This window comes from uncultured Cohaesibacter sp., from assembly GCF_963556055.3.
GTDB lineage: Bacteria > Pseudomonadota > Alphaproteobacteria > Rhizobiales > Cohaesibacteraceae > Cohaesibacter.
The window spans coordinates 536,305-553,841 of sequence record NZ_CAUVYE020000013.1; the positions used below are offsets into that span (position 1 = coordinate 536,305).

At 53.2% G+C, this 17,537-nt stretch carries 13 protein-coding genes; 11 read left to right on the plus strand and 2 right to left on the minus strand.

Features of this window, described 5'->3' with window-relative positions; translation table 11 throughout:
* Positions 1 to 302 precede the first annotated feature (302 nt).
* The 11 genes from ACHZB8_RS11160 (at position 303) to ACHZB8_RS11210 (ending at position 14,423) form a co-directional block, all read left to right on the plus strand.
* Positions 303 to 1,298 (plus strand): LacI family DNA-binding transcriptional regulator, encoded by a 996-nt coding sequence (locus tag ACHZB8_RS11160; protein WP_316860350.1) that lies wholly within the window; start codon positions 303 to 305, stop codon positions 1,296 to 1,298.
* Between the two features lie 267 nt (positions 1,299 to 1,565).
* Positions 1,566 to 3,485 carry an ABC transporter substrate-binding protein gene (locus tag ACHZB8_RS11165; protein ID WP_316860352.1) on the plus strand — a complete coding sequence of 640 codons (1,920 nt, stop codon included), beginning with the start codon at positions 1,566 to 1,568 and terminating at the stop codon, positions 3,483 to 3,485.
* Between the two features lie 108 nt (positions 3,486 to 3,593).
* Positions 3,594 to 4,604, plus strand: coding sequence for an ABC transporter permease (locus ACHZB8_RS11170; protein WP_316860354.1), 1,011 nt, complete (start codon positions 3,594 to 3,596; stop codon positions 4,602 to 4,604).
* Positions 4,604 to 5,722, plus strand: coding sequence for an ABC transporter permease (locus tag ACHZB8_RS11175; protein ID WP_316860356.1), 1,119 nt, complete (start codon positions 4,604 to 4,606; stop codon positions 5,720 to 5,722). The genes ACHZB8_RS11170 and ACHZB8_RS11175 overlap by 1 nt, the downstream gene beginning before the upstream one ends.
* A gap of 22 nt (positions 5,723 to 5,744) precedes the next feature.
* Positions 5,745 to 7,928 (plus strand): ABC transporter ATP-binding protein, encoded by a 2,184-nt coding sequence (locus ACHZB8_RS11180; RefSeq protein ID WP_316860358.1) that lies wholly within the window; start codon positions 5,745 to 5,747, stop codon positions 7,926 to 7,928.
* A gap of 22 nt (positions 7,929 to 7,950) precedes the next feature.
* Positions 7,951 to 9,021 (plus strand): LacI family DNA-binding transcriptional regulator, encoded by a 1,071-nt coding sequence (locus ACHZB8_RS11185; RefSeq protein WP_316860359.1) that lies wholly within the window; start codon positions 7,951 to 7,953, stop codon positions 9,019 to 9,021.
* Positions 9,018 to 9,704 (plus strand): hypothetical protein, encoded by a 687-nt coding sequence (locus tag ACHZB8_RS11190; RefSeq protein WP_316860360.1) that lies wholly within the window; start codon positions 9,018 to 9,020, stop codon positions 9,702 to 9,704. Before ACHZB8_RS11185 ends, ACHZB8_RS11190 begins: the two co-directional genes overlap by 4 nt.
* The gene (locus ACHZB8_RS11195; protein ID WP_316860362.1) at positions 9,691 to 10,488 is read left to right on the plus strand and encodes an HAD family hydrolase; all 798 of its coding nucleotides are present in this window, start codon (positions 9,691 to 9,693) and stop codon (positions 10,486 to 10,488) included. The genes ACHZB8_RS11190 and ACHZB8_RS11195 overlap by 14 nt, the downstream gene beginning before the upstream one ends.
* Before the next feature lie 139 nt (positions 10,489 to 10,627).
* A complete protein-coding gene (locus ACHZB8_RS11200; protein ID WP_316860363.1) occupies positions 10,628 to 11,398 on the plus strand; it encodes an IclR family transcriptional regulator in 771 nt (256 codons plus the stop codon).
* Between the two features lie 276 nt (positions 11,399 to 11,674).
* Entirely contained in the window at positions 11,675 to 12,850 is a 1,176-nt protein-coding gene (locus ACHZB8_RS11205; RefSeq protein ID WP_316860365.1) for an acetyl-CoA C-acetyltransferase, read from the plus strand.
* A gap of 172 nt (positions 12,851 to 13,022) precedes the next feature.
* On the plus strand, positions 13,023 to 14,423 hold the full coding sequence (locus ACHZB8_RS11210; RefSeq protein ID WP_316860367.1) for a bifunctional enoyl-CoA hydratase/phosphate acetyltransferase: 1,401 nt from the start codon (positions 13,023 to 13,025) through the stop codon (positions 14,421 to 14,423).
* A 168-nt stretch (positions 14,424 to 14,591) separates the two neighbouring features.
* Here ACHZB8_RS11210 and ACHZB8_RS11215 read toward each other — a convergent pair whose 3' ends face one another.
* Positions 14,592 to 15,524 carry a 3-keto-5-aminohexanoate cleavage protein gene (locus ACHZB8_RS11215; protein WP_316860369.1) on the minus strand — a complete coding sequence of 311 codons (933 nt, stop codon included), beginning with the start codon at positions 15,522 to 15,524 and terminating at the stop codon, positions 14,592 to 14,594.
* 513 nt (positions 15,525 to 16,037) lie between these two features.
* Positions 16,038 to 17,513 carry a sodium:solute symporter family protein gene (locus tag ACHZB8_RS11220; RefSeq protein ID WP_316860371.1) on the minus strand — a complete coding sequence of 492 codons (1,476 nt, stop codon included), beginning with the start codon at positions 17,511 to 17,513 and terminating at the stop codon, positions 16,038 to 16,040.
* Between the last annotated feature and the right edge of the window lie 24 nt (positions 17,514 to 17,537).

Here is a 17,537-nt window from a genome sequence, read left to right on the forward strand (position 1 = left end):
GCCCAGGCCCAGCCATTGGCCATCACCCCTTTACACATACTGTCACAAAGCTTCAGACTTGGAACCAATATAATGAAATCAAACAAGAACAATCGATCATAGAGAGACATGTGTAGCAAGCAATTCATCAAATCATGCTAAGCATGTCGGACAATCCCGTGCGGACTGAAGACAAGACCAACCGATCAGACAGGTCGCATTGAAGGTCGCATTGACAAGAACAGTCTTCACGGGCAAACGGACATCAGTCAAAGCAGTCAACAAACAAGGCCCGTGAGGGCAAACCTGAAGTAAAAAATTCCATGGCGGACATTCGCAAAATCGCTGAACTTGCAGGTGTTTCGACCGCGACAGTTTCTCGCGTGGTAAACAGCCATCCCCATGTCAACAGCAAAACCCGCGACAGGGTTCTGAAGGTTATTCAGGATCAAAACTATTACCCGAATGCCTTGGCCGCCAATTTGCGCCGAAAAACATCAGATATCATCGGCTATCTGCAATTTGGAAGCCCCAAGCTCGTGGACAGTCGCATGGCCCAGATAGCGGAATCAATCCTGTTCGAGGCTGGCTTCAAGACATTCATGTGCAACGCGGATGAGGATCCCGACAGAGAACAGTTCTTTCTTGACGAAATGATCGGGCGCCGTGTTGCAGGTGCAATCCTCTGTCCGCAAGGACGTGACGAGCGGGCCCTGAAGGCTGCGATACGCCTGCAACAAGCTGGCATCGCAACTCTCCTGCAAAGCACATCTTCAACGAATCCGGGCGTAAGCTCCGTCGCAGTCAATCAGGCGCAGGGTTGGCAAGTCGGCATCACCCATCTCATGGCACTCGGCCACAAACAGATCACCTTTCTCGGCCATGCGCCAACGAACGCGGAAAGGCAGCAATCCATCCTTCAGCCGATGACAGAGATGCACATTCAGCACCTCTGGCTGCGGACAGACAAACCATTCAAAGAGAGCATTGGTCTGGCCATCGACCAACTTCTGAACACCCCGAGCACCGCCCTGATCTGCGCCAGCGAGCAGATTGCAGCCACGGCCATTCAACAGCTCCACAAACGCCAGATCAACGTTCCAAAGCAGATTTCGATCATGTGTTTCGGCGGCAGTGATTTTAGCCGCATGATTCTGCCGCGGATCACGGTCATAAGCCTTCCGGTTGAAGATCTCGGCCTCCTCTGTGCGCAGCAAATGCTCAATCTCATATCAAGGCCAGATGCTCCGGCCAGAAATATCCTGATCGAGAACCAACTCGTCATTGGCGACACCACCGCACATCCTCAATGTCAATAAATTGCAATAAAAGCTGTAATGCTTTTCAAGAAAAGCGCGATATGAAAACAAGAGAAAGAATTTTCATACACCCGCGACAGATCGCCATACCTGCAATGAAAATTAGCGCACTCCATTGAAAAAATGAAGTTTCAATTCCCAAAATCGGCAATTCCCGCAAGTTTATAACCACGAAGTGTCATAAAAGTTTCGCGAAAATTTGCACATATCCTGAAAAGCTTTTCAAGCCCAGATCCTCTCCTCGGGACTATCAAAAGGACGCGTCAGATGACTCGCAAATCACTCCTTCTTTCCGTCGCGCTGGCTGGCAGCATGATTGCCAGTGGTGCCTTTGCATCAGGCCAGTGCACTGCCTATAACGAATCCCCAATCCTCAAAGACGCCGTTGCTTCAGGTGCTCTGCCCGCTGTTGCAGATCGCCTGCCAAGTGAACCTCTTGTCATTAAAGCCAAGGAAATCGGCACGTATGGTGGCACGCTGCGCGACGTTTATTCCGGTGGCCGCCTTGCCGACTATCGCGCCTATGGCTACGACCCGCTTGTCCGCTGGTCCGTCGATGGCTCCGAAGTCGTGCCAAACGTTGCCAAAAGCTGGGAAATTTCCGAAGACGCCACCACCTACACCTTCCATCTGCGCGAAGGCATGAAATGGTCTGACGGCGAACCGTTCACCGCCAAGGATATCCTCTTCTGGTGGGAACATGTTGAGACCAATTCGAAGGTCCTGAAAAAGCCACGCAAGATCTTCTTCGTTGATGGTGAAGCGGCCAAGGTTGAAGCCCTTGATGACTACACCATACGCTTCTCATGGTCCAAACCGAACGGCAACTTCCTGCTTGACATGGCCAGCCCATACGGCCAGCGCGTCGTTCAGTTCCCTGCTCATTATGTTGCCCAGTTCGACATCGATCTGAACCCGGAAGGCGTCAAGAAGATGATGGCCGAAGCCGGTGAAGACAATTACATGAACTGGTGGACCAACCGCGTCGGTTCCTACGGCAAACTGGCCGAACAGAACGACCCGAAACGCCCGACTATTCTGGCCTGGAAAACCGATGCTCCTTTCATCGGTAAACAGCATTTTGTCCTCTCCCGCAACCCTTACTATTTCAAGGTTGATGCGGACTGCAACCAGTTACCATATATCGACAATCGCGACTTCACCGAAATGAAAGAGCCGGAAGTTCTGCTGCTCAAGACCATGGCCGGTGAATTCGATATCTCCGAACGATCAATCTCCACCTCGACTAACAAGGGCGTGTTCTTCGAAAACAAGGAAAAAGGCAAATATCATTTTGTTGATGCAAAAAGTTGCAACTACAACAACATGTTCATCGAACTGCCTTTCAACCATCCGGATCAGAAAATTGCAGACTTCTTCTCCAACAAAGATGTCCGCATTGCCCTGTCCATTGGCATTGACCGTCAGGGCATGATCGATACGGTTTATCTCGGACAAGGTGAACCTTATCAGGCCGCGCCTCGCCCCAACTCCCCATATTACAACGAGCAGCTTGCCCGCCAATATACCGAATATGACCCGGACAAGGCCAACGAGATCCTTGACAAGATCTATCCAAACAAGGATGCCGACGGCTTCCGCCTGTTTGAAGATGGCAGCCGCGTCAGCATTCGTCTCGATGCTGGCGAATTCCGTCCTGAATGGTCTGACCTTCTCGAAATTCTGACCCAGAACTGGGCAGACCTGGGCATTGAACTTCACGCGGCCATCGCTGGCGATGCCTACGAAGTTCGCCGTCGTGAACGTGATCGTCAGATGCTTGTCTGGGTTGGTGAAAACGGGTGCGGCCTGTTCCCGGCCATCAGCCTTACACGCCTGCTGCGTTACCAGTCCAACTGGGACAACTGGATGAACTGGGTTACCAAAATCAACCCTCAGTCCGAAGTTGTTGAAGCAGACGCCAAGGAACCGCCCGAAGCTGTCAAACGCCTTTATGAACTGACCGCGATCATTCCGACCAAGGCGGGTGATGACCGGACCAAGCTAATGGGCGAATTCATGCAGACAATGGCTGACGAGTTCCTCAATATCGGCACTGTTCTTCCAGAAGGCAACTATCGCGTCGTTTCTGATCGCCTGGGCAACGTGCCTGACACCCTGATCGAAGGCTGGCTCTATCCGGGGCCTGCTCCTGCAAACTATTCCGCTTTCTACATCAAGAAATGATGGTGAAACACCTGTAACGAATGACTGCGGGGAGGACTTGTGCCTTCCCGCATTTTCTAAACAACAACCTGTCGTCAATCATCGACAGGATCAAAGGACCACCAGACTATGGGGCGATTTATCCTGAACCGCATGTTGTGGGTCATCCCCACCATGATTGCCATATCCATCGTTGCTTTTGCCATCATCACCCTGCCGCCGGGAGACTATGTCGACCGTTATGCTGCGGTTCTTGCCGCTCAGGGCGACTATATGGATGATGTGCGCAAGGAGCAGATGCGCGAGCAATATGGCCTCGACAGGCCCTGGCCGGTTCAATATGTCAACTGGATCTCCGACGCCGTGCTTCATGGCGATTATGGCTGGTCGTTCGAGCAGGAAAGACCCGTTTCCGAGGTAATCTGGGAGCGATTGAGCCTTACAGCCATTCTCTCGCTATCCACTCTCTTCTTTACCTGGATTGTCGCCATACCCATAGGCATCTATTCGGCTGTGCGCAAATATTCTCTCACTGACTATCTGTTCACGACCCTTGGCTTTGTCGGCCTTGCCCTGCCGAATTTCCTGCTGGCGCTGGCGCTGATGTATATCACCTACCTGATAAGCGGCGAAGCGGCTGGCGGATTGCTGTCACCACAATATCTCGACGCACCTTGGACATTGGGAAAATGCGTCGACTTGCTTAAACATATCTGGATCCCGATCCTCGTGCTTGGCACCGCAGGCACCGCCTCCATCATCCGCACCATTCGTGCCAATCTGCTGGATGAGCTGCGTAAGCCTTATGTCCTGACCGCGCGAGCCAAGGGTGTGCCGGAGGCGAGAGCACTCATGAAATATCCGGTACGCCATGCCATGAACCCCTTCGTCAGCGGCCTCAATGATATCTTCGTCAACATCATCTCAGGCGAGACCATCGTCGCCATCGTTCTTGGCCTGCAAACGACAGGTCCCCTGCTCTATCAGGCGCTGCGGGCAGAAGACAGCTTCCTTGCAGCGACTCTCATCATGTTTCTCGGTATCCTCGGCATGATCGGCACACTCTTTTCAGACATTTTGCTGGCCTGGCTCGATCCGCGTATCCGCCGCCAATTCACTCGACTCGGAAAGGCAGGCTGATGACTGACACGACAGCGACAGCGGCCATGCAGCCGACACAAATCGAACGCCGCAGCCAGTCCGCCCTGATCTGGAAGCGTTTCAAACGGCACAAACTCGGTCTCATCGGCCTGTGGGTTACGCTCTTCATCTATCTGTGCACCCTGTTTGTCGAAATCCTTGCCCCACAAGGTGCCACTGCCTATTCGACAAAACATGCCTATTACCCACCCCAGCGCATTCATTTCTTCACTGAGAACGGCAGCTTCAAACCGCATGTTCTGGGTTACAAGGTGAAATTCGATTATGACACCGGCAGTCGATCCTTTATCCCCGATCCGCGCAAAGTCATCGCGCTCGGTTTCTGGGTGAAAGGTGACAAATATAAATGGCTTGGCCTGATCCCCGGTGATCGCCATCTGTTCGGACCGATCAAGCCGCGCGAAAAAATGTTCCTTGTTGGAGCAGACCGCCTCGGCCGCGATGTCCTGTCGCGAACGATCTATGCCTCCCGCATTTCCATGACCATCGGACTGGCAGGTGTCGCCCTAAGCCTTGTCCTGGGCATCGCCATCGGCGGGCTGTCCGGCTATATGGGCGGCTTCACCGACCAGATCATTCAGCGCTTTATCGAGTTTCTCCAGTCCTTGCCGTCCATCCCCCTCTGGATTGGACTTGCGGCTGCAATTCCGGCCGAAACGCCACCTCTCGAGACCTATTTCCTGATCTCAATCGTTCTGTCCGTCTTGGGCTGGACAGGCCTTGCCCGTGTAGTACGCGGGCGGTTTCTGGCCTTGAAGGAAGAGGATTTCATTCGCGCGGCAACGCTCGACGGTTGCAGCACCTCGCGCATTCTCTTCCGTCACATGCTGCCCAACTTCACCTCGCACATTATCGCCGTTGTGACCCTTGCCATTCCCGGCATGATCCTGGCGGAAACAGCCCTGAGCTATCTCGGCATTGGCCTCAGAGCACCTGTCGTCAGTTGGGGTGTGCTGTTGCAGGAAATTCAGAATATCCGCTCCATGGCAACCGCTCCATGGCTCTTTTTCCCCGGCCTCATCGTTGTAATAGCCGTCCTCGCCCTCAACTTCCTCGGCGATGGCCTGCGCGATGCCGCCGACCCGCACGAACATTGATGAGAGAGTGAGAATAACCAGAATGACAAATCTCTCGAACACCACCGGCACGATGCCAAAGAGACCAGAAGACAACGGAATGGGCGTGAGCGACAATCTGCTCTCCATGCGCAACCTCACGGTCAGCTTCAAGACAGACGACACCAAACTGACAGCCCTCAACAAGGTCAGTCTCGCAATTCCAGAAGGCAAGACCTTATGCCTGGTCGGCGAATCCGGCTGCGGCAAATCCGTCACCGCAAAGGCAATCCTGCGCGTTTTGGCCGAGAATGCCTCGATCGACGAAGGCGAAATGCTGTTCCGCACCAAAAGCGGAGCCATGACCGATCTCGCAAGTATCAGGGATCGCGGTGAAGCGATCCGCAAGCTGCGCGGTGACGAGATCGCCATGATCTATCAGGAGCCGATGACAGCAATTTCACCTCTCTATTCCATTGGCAACCAGATTGTCGAAGCCCTGCGCTGGCACCGCAACATGAGCGAGAAGGAAGCTCGGCGCGAAGCACTCGAAGTCCTCAGGCAGGTTGGCATGCCTGCCCCCGAAAGGCGGATCGACTCCTACAGTTTCGAATTGTCGGGAGGCCAACGCCAACGCGCCATGATTGCCATGGCGCTCATCTGCCGACCAAGATTGCTTATTGCGGACGAGCCGACCACAGCTCTCGACGTGACCACTCAGGCCGTCATTCTCGATCTTCTGCGCAAGATGCAGGAGCAGGACAAGATGTCGATGCTCTTCATCACCCACGATCTCGGCGTTGTTGCCGAAATCGCCGATGAAGTGGCCGTGATGTATATGGGCAATGTTGTGGAACGTGGCCCCGTCGAGCGCATTTTGACCGACCCCGTTCATCCCTACACCAAGGGCCTCATAGCCTCCCTGCCAACACTGAGCAAAAAGGCAGGGGAATCCCTGAAAACCATCCCCGGCTCGGTGCCCCATCTAAAGGACCGGCCAAAGGGCTGCGCATTTTCCAATCGATGCGAGCTTTTCATCGACGGCACCTGCAACCAACTGCCCCCTCTGGAATATGGCATAGCGCCAGACCATGAAGCCTATTGCCATGCACTTGCTCGATGCGATGCGAGCCCGCAGACAGACGCAGCCATCACCAGCAAACTCGCACCACGGAAGAACGAGCAGGACAGCTCCCGCAAGGGTGGACCCGACTATAACGCAGACCCGATCCTCAAACTGCGACACCTCAGCAAGAGTTTCACTCAAAGCAGCGGCTTTTTTTCCAAAACACGCCATATCCATTCGCTGAATGGAGTCTCTTTCGACCTGTGGCCCGGCGAGACGCTGGGACTTGTGGGGGAATCCGGCTGCGGCAAGTCAACCCTTGGCCAAACAGTTCTGGGCCTTCACAAACCGACATCGGGAGCGGTGGAAGTCCAGACGGAAGATGGCTATGTCGATCTTGCGCAACTGCCACGAAAGCAGCTGAAAAAGCACTGGCATGACATCCGCATGGTATTTCAGGATCCGGACGGTTCTTTCAATCCTCGCCTCACGGTCTTCGACATCATCGCCGAAGTTCTGCGCATGGGAGGTCAATCGCTGACAGGCAAAGACATCACGAAGCGGGTCGAGGATGTCATGCAGATGGTGGGCCTCGACAAGGCATTTCTTGACAGATACCCCCATGCCTTCTCGGGTGGTCAGCGCCAGCGCATCGGCATTGCCCGCGCTCTTGCGCCGCAGCCGCGCATCGTCATCGCCGACGAACCGGTCTCGGCCCTTGACGTTTCCGTTCAGGCGCAGGTTCTCAATTTGCTCAAGGATCTTCAGCGTGAGTTGGGGCTTGTCTATCTGTTCATCTCCCATGATCTGAGTGTGGTAAAGCATATCAGCGACCGGGTCGCGGTCATGTATGCCGGTCAGATTGTCGAGATTGCACCTGCCGACGACTTGTTCAATCATCCAAAGCATCCATACACCCGTGCATTGATGGCTGCCTTGCCAGAACCGATCCCGCGCAGCATGCGGGAAACAAAGCCTCACCACATTTCCGGCTCGGTTCCCGATCCTGCCAATTTGCCAAAGGGCTGCCCGTTCCATCCTCGATGCATGTTCGCCACGGATAAATGTAAAATCGAACGCCCGGAAATTGATGCAACGGGATACCAACATGCTGTATCATGTTTTTTTCCTCAACTATCACCAGCAGCGGCCGAATCTGATATTCAATCCCATGCTCATTGAAGAATGGTAGTCCAAGAAAGCCATGGCAGGAATTAAAGATGTAGCCCAGCATGCTGGTGTATCGATCTCGACCGTTTCGAGGGTCCTGAATGGCCACGAGAATATTTCGCAAGCCAAGAAAGAGGCTGTGCTAAAAGCCGCAGAAGCCCTCGGCTATAGCCCCAACGCAGTCGCAGCCAGCCTGAGACGCAAAAGCTCCAACGTTGTTGGTGTCCTCATTGCCAACCAGAGTTCCCCCTTCGGATCGACCTTGCATACCGCGATTGAAGCCGCTCTTGCAGAAAAGGGCTATCTGGCAATGGTGTGTTCCACCCTCTCCCAGGTGAAGCGGGAGAGGGAATATATCCGGGTTCTGATGGAAATGCAGGTCGGCGGCGTGATCATACGTCCGGCATCCGGCACGCTGTCCAACACCGCGCGCCATGCAGCCTTGCTGCAACGCGCCGGCATTTCCGTTGTCTATGTCGAAACGACACCGACCAAGAGCCGCGCCACCAGCTCAGTCATTTCCGGCAGCTTTAGCGGTGGCCAAATGGCCATCCGCAAGCTGTTCGATCTGGGACACAGGGACATCGCAATTCTGATCAGAGGATATGACCGCAGACATACCAGCACCAATCCCGTTACTCTCAGGCTGAAAGGTGCCTTGGAAGAAGCGCGCCGATTGGGCATTTCGAATCGTATTCTGATCAAGGAAGGCTTCCCGGGTCAGCGGTTCGATTTCGGGCACGGAGCCATGGCCTCGGTGCTGGAGACAGACCCGCAGGTCACCGCAGTCTTTGCCTCGACAGATCTCATCGGAATTGGGGCCATATCAGCCATTCGCGAAGCTGGCCTTGACGTACCAACGGACATTTCCGTCATAGGCTATGACGGCCTTGCAATTTCGGAAATGACCTTGCCCGCCATGACAACCATCTCACAACGGATTGATGACATGGGGCAAAAGGCTGTTAATCTGATGATTGAACCATTTGACCAACAGCGCCGCCAAGCCACAAGAAATCATCCTGGAACCACAGCTGATCGAGCGAGAAAGCACAGGCTTTGTTCCAACATGTTAACACCAACAAAGAAGCAGGATCCAAAATGAAAAGCCAAGGCCCAAACAAGACACCCAACTCAGACAATTCAACCGGCCTGGGATTGGATCAGCTGCCTGAAAAGCTGGACGCCCAAACGGCCCTTTTGGCTCGACAGCTCGCGCCCATTTTGCTTTGCGACAAAAACGAGCCCTTCAAACCGGTTGCCGTTGGCATTACACACCTCAGACCCGGTCAGCCATCTCCGAGCTTCGGCCACATCAATCCTGCAACCCAGGCCCCTACGGGAACCGACAGCATTCTTGAATATGAAATCTGGTGGGATGGCGACATTCAGCATCTTTATGAACTGGAGCATGTCTGGATCTATCTTGACGAAAACAACGCCGCCATTCATGTCACGGCCAGTGCACACGGCAAGATGCTCGACATGAGCCAGTCAATCTGGCAAGACCGGCAAGTTCGCCTCTTTTGCGAGCCCGGCAAACATGCCCACAGCCCCACATCGGCGCAAGTCATCGAAAGACGGGAAGCCCTCGACAAGGCCTGCTCCGATCTGGAAGGGGTTGGAGACATTCTCGTGCAGCCTTTCTTTGCCCAGCAACTGGCTTTTCTTTGCCCTTATGACCACTATCTGGCCTTTGATCACCTCAGAAATCTTCGCTTTAAGCCAACCTACAGCTTTGAGAAAAGCTTCGATCTGTCCCCATCTTCCCTTCATGAGCTGGCGTGAGCTCAACAGCTACATCCCGCGCTATCTGCGCGAACAGACCGAAATGCTGCGCCGGACGAAAAAGGGCGTAAAAGCGATATTTGTCGATAGCGGCGACACTCTGATCGACGAAGGGTCACAGCTATTCAGTGAAGACAGAAGCGATCTGGTGCTCTCGGCTCGGCCCATCGACACCAGTCGCCAACTGATCAATGAACTCAAGGAACGCGGCTATCTGGTTGCGCTTGTGGCCGATGGGCTGGAACAGAGTTTCCGCAATGTCCTGAGAGCCAATGGCTTCTGGGATCATTTCGACGCCATGGCGATTTCCGAGAATTGTGGTGTCTCCAAGCCGCATCCACGCATGTTTCAGGAAGCGATGCTCGAACTTGGACTAAGACCGGAAGATGCCGAAGGCATCATCATGTTGGGCAACAACCTGGCCCGGGATATTCGGGGAGCCAACGCGCTGGGGCTGACAAGCGTCTGGATCGACTGGGTTGACCGGTATGACAAAACGCCAAAAGACGATATTGAAAAACCCGATTTCACCATATCCAAACCTATCGAGCTTCTTGAGGTCATCGAAAAAACTGGAGCAATAGGACCCGAGCTTCTGACCACATCATTGCCTGTTGGCTTTTCCCAGAGCCAGCAGGCCCCTGCTCCATCGCGTGGCAGAGCCGAGTATCAGTGCCCGTTTTCGGAAAATCAGGTAAAAGAAAGGCGTAAAACTGATAGCAGACGAAAATTTTTAATAAAAAAATATCCTCTTTGTGGAATAAACCAACCACCTACCGGGTAACTTCCCTTCTATTTGTTATAAATTAGTCGATGTCATCCCCTAATACCCAAAAATGATACAGGTTGTATCGTATTATGGGTTGATCTTTTCCCGACTTCTAATTACTTGTAGATAAGATGAACATCATAGCGGAATCGTCATGTCTTCAAAAGAAAAAGAATCAACCTCTCGTGGCGGAATTCAAGTCATCGCAAGAGCAGCGGACATTCTTCGTGCATTAAAAACAAGTCAGTCCGGAATGAGCCTTGGGCAGATTGCCCAACGGGTCGATCTGCCACGTTCGACCGTTCAGCGCATCGTCAATGCCCTACAGCATGAGAATTTCATCATCACCGACTCTCAGGGCGGCGGACTTCGTCTGGGGCCGGAACTCAACGCATTGGCAGAAGCAACGCGTTATAATATTGTCGAATACTGCCGACTTTTGCTGACCGAGCTGACCCAGTCAACCGGCGAGACCTCTGACCTGTCCGTTTTCAGAAGAGATGCCATGATCTTTCTGGATCAGGTTCCCGGAACCCATCGTTTGCGCACGGTTTCTGCGGTTGGAGAGGCCTTTCCTCTTTCCAGCACGGCAAATGGCCGCGCCTGCCTCAGCTTGATGGAAGAATACAAGGCACAGCAACTGATTGCAGGAGAATGGGAACGCTGGGGTGTGATCGGCGACATGGACGCCATGATGGCAGACTTGCGCAACATCAAGGCCGATGGTCTTGCCTTTGATGAAGACCAGCATACACCAGGCATTTCCGCCATTGGCTTTGCGTTCCGCGACTGGTTTGGTGATCTTCATGCCATTTCGGTTCCCGTGCCCTCCTCCCGCTATGCCGACAAGAAGAAAGAAATCGACGAGGCATTGCGCAAGACCGCTTCTCACGTCAAAAAACGAATGACAAGACGGAATTCCTGATTTCCATCAATTGTTTCCTATTGAGCAAAAGCCCTTCAGATGAGGGCTTTTTCTTTTGCCAAACCATAGGACAATATCATGCCGTTACCGCTCTGGTTACTATCGCCCGAGTTTTGTGCTTTTCACGGGATTTCAGGCAAATTGTCCGTGGAATTGCCGCTAGGCACATTGACCGCATAGTGGTTCTATTGTACCGTTATTTGGTGCAAAATAAGACACAACTCGGCGACATAGCCAAAGACACAGTATGTGTTAAAGCCGGAGGAGCAAACCATCATGACCAACGTAGTTATTGCGTCCGCAGCGCGTACCGCTGTGGGCAGTTTTTTAGGTTCTTTTGCCAATGTTCCAGCCCATGATCTGGGCGCTGCCGTACTCAAGGCAGTTGTGGAACGCGCTGGCGTAGACCCCGCAGAAGTTTCAGAGACCATCTTGGGACAGGTCCTGAATGCCGCACAAGGACAGAATCCGGCCCGTCAGGCACATATCAACGCAGGATTCCCCATTGAAAGCGCCGCTTGGGGCGTAAACCAGGTATGTGGATCAGGCTTGCGCGCTGTTGCTTTGGCTGCACAGCATGTCATGCTCGGCGATGCCAAAATCGTCGTGGCCGGCGGTCAGGAATCCATGTCCCAGGCTCCCCATGCAGCCTATATTCGCCAAGGCCAGAAGATGGGCGATCTGAAAATGATCGACACCATGATCAAGGATGGTCTTTGGGAAGCATTCAATGGCTATCACATGGGCCAGACCGCTGAAAATGTTGCCAACCAGTGGGGCATTACCCGCGAAATGCAGGATGAATTGGCAACCGCTTCGCAGAACAAGGCCGAAGCAGCTCAGAAAGCCGGTAAGTTCGATGATGAAATCGTGCCTTTCACCATCAAACATCGCAAGGGCGACATTGTTGTCGACAAGGACGAATTCATTCGTCCAGGCACAACCATTGAAAATCTTCAGAAACTGCGCCCGGCATTCACCAAAGACGGCACGGTCACCGCAGGCAACGCCTCCGGTATCAATGATGGTGCTGCTGTTACCCTTTGCATGACAGCTGAAGAAGCCGAAAAACGTGGCATTGAACCTCTTGCACGCATCGTCTCCTATGCCACAGCGGGCCTGGACCCCAAAATCATGGGCGTGGGCCCTGTTTATGCGTCCCGCATTGCGCTGGACAAAGCAGGCTGGACCGTTGACGATCTCGACCTGATCGAAGCCAACGAAGCGTTCGCAGCTCAGGCTTGTGCGGTGAACAAGGAAATGGGCTGGAACCCGGACATCATCAACGTGAATGGCGGCGCCATCGCAATCGGCCATCCAATTGGTGCGTCCGGTTGTCGCATTCTGAACACTCTGCTGTTCGAAATGAAACGCCGTGACGCCAAAAAAGGCATTGCAACGCTTTGCATCGGTGGTGGCATGGGTGTTGCCCTGTGCGTTGAACGTCCGTAATCTCTTGGAAAATTTGGCAAGACTGGTATAAACCTAGTCGCGTTCTCTATACAGGCGGGTCTCGAAGAGAAGGTTCGAGATCCGCCATTTTCATATGTATCCAGACTGTTATGACCAACAAAGCTGGATCTACAAATGAGTCCCACCATGCACCCCTTTCGGAGCATCAAAGATGTCAGATCAATTCATATTTGAAAATAAGACCTACGACGAAGTCCAAGTAGGCGACACCGCCAGCCTGACAAGAACGGCAAGAGAAGAAGATTTCCTTGTCTTTGCCAATGTGTCAGGAAACCTCAATCCCTACCACCTTGCAGCCTATGCCCAGGAACAGGAAGGCCTGCCAGAAACTTTTGCTCCGGGCCTTTGGGTCGGATCATTGGTCTCCGCAGTACTTGGCAACCATCTGCCCGGCGCAGGCACAATCTATCGCAGCCAGCATCTGAAGTTCCATGACATGTGCCGCGCAGGCGACGAGCTGTTTGTGGAGGCCAAGGTTATTGCAAAATTGCCGGACAATGTGGTTCGCCTAGACACCAAAGTCGTCAGAAAATCCGACGATGCGCTGATGATGTCCGGTGAAGCGGAAGTTCTTGCACCAACCAAAAAACTTCGCTTTGATGCCCTGCCCGCTCCAGAGCTGATCCTCGACCATCATCCACATTTCGAAACCATCATCGAACAGGCTCAGAAACTGGCTCCAGTCACCACCGCAGTGGTTGCGCCTGAAGAAGAGAAATCCCTGGGCGGTGCCCTGCTGGCTTACAAAAAGGGGATCATCACTCCGATCCTGTTTGGTTGCACGGAGAAAATCAGAGCAGCGGCAGAGAAGATCGGCATGTCCCTTGACGGCATCGAAATTGTCGAAGAGATGGATCATGCACGTGCAGCAAGCAAGGCTGTCGACTGCATCGCCGATGGCAAGGCTGGTGCCTTGATGAAAGGCCACCTGCACACGGACGATCTGCTGCGCGCCGCACTGCGCAAGGAACGTGGCCTGCGTGCCGGACGCCGTTTCACTCATGTATTCGTGCTTGATGTTCCTGGCCTCAACCATCCGCTTCTGGTAACCGACGCCGCGATCAACATCCAGCCGGATCTGAAAACCAAGGCCGACATCGTCCAGAACGCTATCGAAGTCGCCATCTCCATCGGCATCGAAGTGCCCAAAGCCGGTATCCTTTCCGCCGTCGAGACCGTCAATCCGGACATTCCATCATCCATGGATGCAGCTCTGCTCTCCAAAATGGCCGAACGCGGCCAAATCAAGGGCGGGATTGTCGACGGGCCTCTCGCAATGGACAACGCGGTCGATCTTGCAGCAGCTCATACCAAGGGCATCACCTCAGAGGTGGCAGGCAAAGCCGAAATCCTGGTTGTTCCGAACCTTGATGCCGGGAACATGCTGGCTAAAGAGCTTGCTTACATTTCCCACGCAGAACCGGCAGGTCTCGTTCTTGGTGCCCGGGTTCCGATTGTCCTGAACTCCCGCTCGGATGGGGATTTGGCTCGTCTCGCATCTTGCGCAATCGCTTCCTTGCATCATGCCCGTATTGGCAAGAAGGGCTGCTAAGAGCGCGAGCAGATTTGCAAATTGAAAAGCCTCCTGCCAGATCTGGCAGGAGGCTTTTCTCATGTCTTTTTCAATATGCGCTTAGACGCTTTGCCCGAGGGGCTGACTGCTAACCAGTCAGCCCCAAACCAATACGCTCACCACGCATAATCCAAATCAGGATATGATCTAGAAATTGACCTTGTCGCCGCCCTTGAGATCAAGCATTTCACGAGCTTCATCAGGTGTTGCGACTTCGCAGCCCAGATCCTCGATGATCCGGCGAATTTTGGCAACCTGCTGAGCATTGCTTTCAGCCAGTTTGCCGCGCGAAATGAAGAGGCTGTCTTCCAGACCAACGCGCACGTTGCCGCCCATCTGGGTCGCAGTGGTACCAAGAGACATCTGAGCATTCCCGGCACCCAATACTGACCAGCGATAGTCATCGCCGAACAAACGGTCAGCGGTGCGTTTCATGAAGATCAGGTTGTCAACATCAGGACCGATACCACCCAGAATACCAAAGATGAACTGAATGAAGATCGGAGCCTTGAACAGACCGATATCCATGCAGAATTTCAGGTTGTAGAGGTGGCCGACATCATAGCATTCATGTTCGAACTTGATGTTGTGCGGAGCCAGCTGAGTTGCGGCATTTCTGATATCGGCAAAGGTATTGCGGAAGATATAGCCTTCGGAATTCTCGATATATTCTTTTTCCCAGTCGAACTTGAAACTGTCATAGCGCTTTGCAAGGCCATGGAAGGAAAAGTTCATGGACCCCATATTCATCGAGCACATTTCCGGAGAATGAGCCAGAGCCGGAGCAATACGTTCGTCGATGGTATTGAGAACACTGCCGCCGGTGGAGATGTTGATCACGGCATCGGTTGATTGCTTGATGCGTGGCAGATAGGTAGCGAAGTCGGCTGGGTCAATAGAGATATAACCATTTTCCGCTTTGCGCGCATGGCAGTGCAGAATAGCTGCACCGGCTTCAGACGCAGCAATTGCTTGGGCAGCCAGATCATCTGGCGTATATGGCAAAGCATCGGACATGGTTGGCGTATGAATGCCGCCGGTGATTGCGCAGGTAATCACAGTTTTCTTTTGACGTGCCATTTTCGGCTCCCTTTCAATCTCGATTTCCATTGCGATCCGTCAGGATGAATGGAAACAGTTCATTTAGTCTGGCTGATCGGCCTTCATTCAAAGGAATTGGCAAATCCGGTCGATCAGCGGATTCAAGGATCCCCCTCCGGGAACGGTACGACCCGGAGGGGGTAGATGACTTTGCAGTCACTTAAGATAGTCTGAGGAGGGGGACTGCAAAGCCGGGGAAGAGCTGGTTTCGAATGGAAACCGTATCTCTTTTGGGACCATGTCCGGGCCTAGCTTTTTTTGCGACCTGCTCTGACAAAAATCCCGACGACGATGACGGCGGCATAAACAACCATCAGGCCCATGACCATCATCATCCAGTTAGCTTCAAGACCCATGACTTTCTCCTCCTGTTTTGGATGCATTTCCGCGTGAACGAGAATACGCAGATAGCCCGGCACCGACCAGCATGACTACGACAATGATAGCCAGCGTTTGAATGAACAAATTCCAGAATAACATGGTATTCACTCCCTATTCTGCTGCAAGTGCGTCAGGCACAGACAAAGCGTCGCGGTCTTTGAACAGTCCCGGTTTACCCGGCAGAATGGCCGTCAGGACAATGCCAAGGCCAAGGCCGACGATGAGGCAAGGATAGACGTTAGGCTGTCCCTGCATTCCAACCATTGCTGGCAGTTCGGTAAAGCTCCAAAGGGAGTTCACGATCCAGGTAACAGCCAGGGTAATGGTCGCTGCGGCAGAAGAGCGTTTCCAGAACAGACCGATAATGATCATCCAGAAGACCGGAGTCATCCAGGCGAACAGCCAGTTCATGGCTTGCACGATTGGAGGCAGATAAGCCGCAACCATGAAAGCAGCAACACCCAGAATAATGATCATTGTACGGGTGACGACACGTTCTTCTTTTTCACCGGCGTCCGGATTGAAGAAGTTTTTGTAAATGTCGATCGTGAAGATGGTTGCAGGGGCCATGACAGCCATGGCAAAGCTGGACAGAACGGCAGCAAGAAGAGAAGCCATCAGCCAGGCTACGAGCCAAGGTGGCAGGGTCTGAAGCAGCATGGTCGGAGCGGCCAGTTTCGGACCCAGTTCGTTGAAGGCCGGGTTAGCTTTTGCAGCCAGACCGATCGAGGCGATGAACACGCAGAACAGGCCGTTCAGAGGCACAGCCAGCCAAAGCGTTTTACGGATGGTGCTTTCACTCTTTGCAGACATTGCAGGCTGGATCAGCTGCTGGCTGATAGACTGACAGAATGTCGTTGACAGAATGGTTGCCAGAGCGAAAGAGATCAGGAGTTCAGGACTTGCGAAAATCGACAGCATTTCTGCTTTGTCCTGATCGATGTAGAATTTGGAAACCCCTTCCCAGCCGCCTTCAGGCAATGCACCGGTCATGAAGACCATGGTCAGGATCAGACCAACATACATGATCGCACAGTTGATCAGGTTGACCCAGCCGATTTCTTTCATGCCGGCAAGGATCACATAGAGGATACCAAGAATCCCGCCGATCACTGCACCCTGTTGAATGCTCACACCGGTAACAGTCGCAAAGACGATACCAATACCCTGAGATTCCAGAGTCAGAATACCGAAGATCAGACCGGCCATAACGCAGCCGACCATCAGCCGAGGCGTTTCACCAAAGATCAAGGAAATGAATTCCGGCATGGATGTGACATGCGCACGACGAGCCCACAAGGCCGTCGAGGTAATGGCCACCACAAGCAGCACAGCATGTGCGATACCAAACCAGATAGCATTAGCACCCAGGAACCACGTCATTTCGAACACGCCGAAAATATGTGGTGTACCGAGCACGGTCAAAGCAAGCGTAACAGCAACGACGGCAACCGGAAGGTCGCGGTTGGAAAGCAAAAAGCCTCCCTCTTTCTTTTGATGTTCTTGCTTACGCGCGAAATATAGCCCCAAGCCTACGATCAACAGCACCTCGTAGGCCAAAACGCCAATGAGAATTCCCCAGTTCACTTTAAATCCTCCTGTTCCCTGAGA

Coding starts and splice junctions, on each gene's coding strand:
- ACHZB8_RS11160 (WP_316860350.1), top strand. CDS start 303: ATGGCGGACATTCGCAAAATCGCTGAACTTGCAGGTGTTTCGACCGCG.
- ACHZB8_RS11165 (WP_316860352.1), top strand. CDS start 1,566: ATGACTCGCAAATCACTCCTTCTTTCCGTCGCGCTGGCTGGCAGCATG.
- ACHZB8_RS11170 (WP_316860354.1), top strand. CDS start 3,594: ATGGGGCGATTTATCCTGAACCGCATGTTGTGGGTCATCCCCACCATG.
- ACHZB8_RS11175 (WP_316860356.1), top strand. CDS start 4,604: ATGACTGACACGACAGCGACAGCGGCCATGCAGCCGACACAAATCGAA.
- ACHZB8_RS11180 (WP_316860358.1), top strand. CDS start 5,745: ATGACAAATCTCTCGAACACCACCGGCACGATGCCAAAGAGACCAGAA.
- ACHZB8_RS11185 (WP_316860359.1), top strand. CDS start 7,951: ATGGCAGGAATTAAAGATGTAGCCCAGCATGCTGGTGTATCGATCTCG.
- ACHZB8_RS11190 (WP_316860360.1), top strand. CDS start 9,018: ATGAAAAGCCAAGGCCCAAACAAGACACCCAACTCAGACAATTCAACC.
- ACHZB8_RS11195 (WP_316860362.1), top strand. CDS start 9,691: ATGAGCTGGCGTGAGCTCAACAGCTACATCCCGCGCTATCTGCGCGAA.
- ACHZB8_RS11200 (WP_316860363.1), top strand. CDS start 10,628: ATGTCTTCAAAAGAAAAAGAATCAACCTCTCGTGGCGGAATTCAAGTC.
- ACHZB8_RS11205 (WP_316860365.1), top strand. CDS start 11,675: ATGACCAACGTAGTTATTGCGTCCGCAGCGCGTACCGCTGTGGGCAGT.
- ACHZB8_RS11210 (WP_316860367.1), top strand. CDS start 13,023: ATGTCAGATCAATTCATATTTGAAAATAAGACCTACGACGAAGTCCAA.
- ACHZB8_RS11215 (WP_316860369.1), bottom strand. CDS start 15,524: ATGGCACGTCAAAAGAAAACTGTGATTACCTGCGCAATCACCGGCGGC.